Origin of the sequence: Bacillus sp. JJ1503, from assembly GCF_036965125.1 — a bacterium.
Taxonomy (GTDB): domain Bacteria; phylum Bacillota; class Bacilli; order Bacillales; family Cytobacillaceae; genus Cytobacillus.
Map to the genome: position 1 here is coordinate 1 of NZ_JBALOZ010000505.1, position 4,463 is coordinate 4,463.

At 34.6% G+C, this 4,463-nt stretch carries 3 protein-coding genes; all 3 read left to right on the top strand.

Going from position 1 to position 4,463, the window contains the following annotated elements:
- The first annotated feature begins 377 nt into the window (after nt 1-377).
- The 3 genes from V7149_RS25945 (at nt 378) to V7149_RS25955 (ending at nt 4,455) form a co-directional block, all read left to right on the top strand.
- On the top strand, nt 378-1,706 hold the full coding sequence (locus V7149_RS25945; RefSeq protein WP_335348433.1) for a YjiH family protein: 1,329 nt from the start codon (nt 378-380) through the stop codon (nt 1,704-1,706).
- A 1,016-nt stretch (nt 1,707-2,722) separates the two neighbouring features.
- Nucleotides 2,723-3,367, top strand: a complete 645-nt coding sequence (locus tag V7149_RS25950) for a YczE/YyaS/YitT family protein (protein ID WP_335348434.1) — start codon at nt 2,723-2,725, stop codon at nt 3,365-3,367.
- 248 nt (nt 3,368-3,615) lie between these two features.
- Nucleotides 3,616-4,455 carry a helix-turn-helix domain-containing protein gene (locus V7149_RS25955; RefSeq protein WP_335348435.1) on the top strand — a complete coding sequence of 280 codons (840 nt, stop codon included), beginning with the start codon at nt 3,616-3,618 and terminating at the stop codon, nt 4,453-4,455.
- Nucleotides 4,456-4,463: the final 8 nt, after the last annotated feature.

The window sequence follows — 4,463 nt, forward strand, 5'->3', positions numbered from 1 at the left end:
CTATAAAACTAGTAAATGAAGTTGTATTCATCCCATTGAAAATTCTTTATCGACTGGTAAAAGAACAGAATTTCATCTATCAAGTTAACATGTGATAGTCCTGATACGTGAGTCATAGAAAAGCTTATAGCTTCTAAAAAGTAGACAGGGGTATTATACCCCTAAGCATCAAATGAAATTTCTGAAAATTAGGAAATAAATAAAAACGACTTGATGAAAAAGAATTTAACAGATGTAGAGTAGCTGAGGGTAGTTAACTCTCATAGTGGTTTTTTATAGATCAAGGAATGGGGGAAAGGTAGTGTAAGATTATTTTATATCTGGAATGCTGAAAGGGATCAAGTTTAACGAATTTCTAACATAAAGGAGATGTTAACATGAGTAACCCTAATATTCAATCAAATGTACAGACACAGACACAACTATCTACACCTGTTAATGTACTGAAGTTTTTTGCATTTAGTCTTATCGGTATTTTTACATTTTTTATTCCGATAACAGTAAATGGGGTATCATCTATACCACTTGACCATTTGATGTCTTGGATAAGGTCCGCACTTCCATCCCTTGTTCCGATTTATACATTAATTGTAATTTTTATAGGGGCTGCCTATCCATTTATTAAGGGTTTTTGGAGGGGAAATACATATAATACTATTTTCTCCTTGCTAAAAATAGTCGGAGCTGTTGTTGCCCTTATGTATATTTTAAATATCGGACCTTCATGGTTACTAGACCAAAAACCTTTACTGTTCGATAAACTAGGTATTATGGTAGCACTTATAGTGCCTCTTGGTTCAATATTCCTTGCATTTCTTGTAGGATATGGGCTATTAGAATTTATTGGTGTTCTTGCACAGCCTATTATGCGTCCGATTTATAAAACTCCAGGCCGCTCTGCGGTTGATGCTGTGGCCTCTTTTGTAGGAAGCTTTTTGGTTGGGATGGTTATTACTAACCGTTTGTACAAAGAAGGGAAATATACACTAAAAGAAGCCGCTATTATTGTAACTGGTTTTTCTACCGTTACGGTAGGGTTTATGATCATTATCGCTAATACACTAGAAATTATGCATTTATGGAATCTTTACTTTTGGGTTACATTTTTAGTCACATTCCTTGTAACAGCTATCACAGTGCGCATCTGGCCACTCAATAAATTTAGTAATGAATATTACGAAGGAAAAGGTCAACCTGAAGAGGTATACAAAGGGAAATTATTAGCCAATGCTTGGAAAGCTGGAATGGAGTCAGCAAATAACTCCTTGAGTATTGGAAAAAATGTATGGTTATATTTACGCGAGGGTTTTATTATGACAATGAGTACCCTTCCTACTATTTTATCCATTGGTTTGTTGGGGATGTTAATAGCCACTTACACTCCAATTTTCGACTTTATTGGATACATTTTTTATCCATTAACTTTAATATTACAAATACCGGAACCACTCTTAGCTGCAAAAGCTTTAGCAATTGAAATTACCGAAATGTATTTACCAGCCCTATTAGTTGTCGAAGCACCTTTAGTCACAAAATTTATCATTGCGGTTGTATCCGTTACAGCCATTGTGTTTTTCTCAGCTTACATTCCTTCTGTACTGTCAACAGACATTCCGATTAGCATTCGAAAGCTTCTTGTCATCTGGATTGAAAGAACAGTTCTAAGCGTGATTATAGTAACACCGCTAGCTTTTCTATTGCTATAAACAAATGCAAAACGATAGAAAAGTAATAATGCAAAGGGATCGAAAATATCTTTGATCGAAAAAGATAGTGCTTATTCCCTTAAAAGGATCAAGAAGAAAGCTTTCAACGTATATGATACAATCTTATCTTTCTTTTTGAGCTTATATATAAGTGGGGCCCGCCAACAAAAAGCTGATTTTGTTGGTGGGATCCCTACTTTCAATGAACAAAAGAACTATCACAGTATTTTATCCTAAAATGAACAATCAATGGGGAGAATATCTAAATAATAAATTACTAAATTTAATAGAAGCTTTTGAAAAGGATCTTATTGTAAGGGAAAAAAGTATTTTCCGCGTTATTATTAACGAGTCTAAGTTAGTACACTATAAATTTTGTTATGATCGATTTCTCTGGAGTAGTTACTATTTTGAGTTTGAATTCCTCCTTTCCTTTCTCGAATGTTTATTGAGTTTAGAAGCTCCTTTAATCCTGTAACTCTATGAACTTTTTCTGAAACTTTAAAACAATTAAACTTGCATAAATAATTCTACTTAGAATTTCAGTTTTTGTTATTGAAAATGACTGATAAAATTGAAAATGCTTAAACGAGTATTATTTGAGGCAATAATTGATTATTATTATAAATAAACAAATAATAGTTTTAAAGCATTTAACATGAGCATCTGGATAGATATTGACAAGCCAACTAAACATTTTGGGATCACAATAAGAATAAGTCACGTAATCCAAAGTACAAAGGCATAAACGAAATGTTAAGAAATGGTGGATGGTTTGGGGTAGCTTCAATTGACAAAGCTTTTGAATTACATAAAAGAAATTATTCTACTTTTACAATTGTTGATCGAACAGATAAATATACTGAGTAATTCATCCATAATTCTAACTAAACTGTGAATGAGTCCTCCATTTTAGCTGCGAGACCTCCAAAGACATTATCCCTTACAAATGTCCCTATTCCTAAATTCTTATGGTATATTAGTATAGCATTATATAAGATGAAGGAGCAGTCTTGATGAGAAGAGAATGGTTTCTGCGCTGGTCTTTTTTTGTTTTTGGATTAATGATTTTGGCTTTTGGGATTTCTTTAACTATTAAAGGTAAACAATTGGGGATTGGACCGTGGGACGTTTTTCATTACGGGTTATTTCTCAAATTCGGGCTCTCCATTGGATCCTGGGCGATCATCAGTGGATGCTTGCTTTTGTTGATTAGTTCTGTAATTAAAAAGGAATGGCCAAAAATAGGAGCGCTCCTTAATATGGTGTTTCTAGGATTGTTTATTGATTTTTTTAATTGGCTGCTTCCACCCGTTGATGGTTTAATAGGGGAATCATTCGTGTATATACTTGGTGTTATTTTTCTAGGATATGGAATTGGTTTATATGTTTCTGCTGACCTTGGAGCAGGACCAAGAGACCATTTTATGCTTTTGATAGTTGAAAAAACGGGCTGGAGCATCCCCTGGGTACGAAATGGGATTGAAATCATCATTTTTCTTATAGGCTGGTTGTTAGGAGGCCCTGTTGGAATAGGCACAGTGATTATTGCGTTTGGGTTAGGGCCCATCCTAGGAATTTCAATTCCTCAATGCAAAAAAATATTTTCACTTTGCCTCAAACAAAAGACTTCGCCCATTACGAACACATCCATTAGATAAATAAGAGACTGACTTGTCATAGTCAGTCTCTACATGATAAACATCAGTAGGGATCTTCAATTTAATATCAAAGTTCCATTTTGAGCCCCAAAACTGCATTTTAACTCCTCTTTTCGCTTCAAAAAATCACTTTTGGCTAGAAAAAACGTGTTTATGGCTTTATTAGCTAATTTTCTTTTTTATATATTTATATTAATTTAGAGCTACCTAGGAATAAATGGATCGTGCACTGTCGAAAGGCTATGAAAATGGAAAAATTAAATTATGAAACCATTCAAAGGTATCAATCTTTTGTAGATGTGGGAGAAATGGACAAAGCGGTTCGCGGCTTTTTATTCATACATAAATCATCCATTTCACAAGATGCGTTGAAAGTTCTCCAGTTTATCTGGAGGCATTCTGTTAAAGTGGTGGGCGTGTCATTTGCCAAATACCATACGATTGCTGAAGCTGTTCAGCTTACCCGAAGGACCGTTATTCGGGTTGTTCAAAAACTTGAAAATCTAGGATTTCTTAAGAAAATCGCAACTGCGAGAATGAATGGGAAGCAAGGTGTGAATTTGCTTGTCATTCAACCGTTCCCGACTGTTGACGAGCTTAAAAATAATATGTCACCCCAAGATGTCACTCCAACTGTCACTCCTATTAAAACAGAGAAAAAGCAAAGTTCACTCTGTGAGAAAAAACATAACGAAAAGAACGTAAAGAAACTCGACAAAATGGATACAAATAAGCAGCTTGATATTAGCTTCCTTCCTGAATCTGTTCATCCTAAGTTTAGTGAGACTGCCTCTCCATTTTTCTACGCCATTGATATTTATAAACTATGGCAGCGTGCCTTGATCGCTTATCGAAAAAGCCAACTTGAAAAACCTTTGGAAGAGGTTATTGAAATCGTTGTCAGTGCGTTTAAACAAACTGTGTTTATGCAAAAGGCGAGGGAGATTCATACGACATTTGAAGGATATTTTTACTCCGTTGTTTATGAGAATTTGCTTGCTAAAAAGCGGCAGGAATATAGGCATTATGGATTTGACATATTTAGCGAATTCATTAATGGAAATGATTATTCAATGGAATTAAAGTAATGTTGATC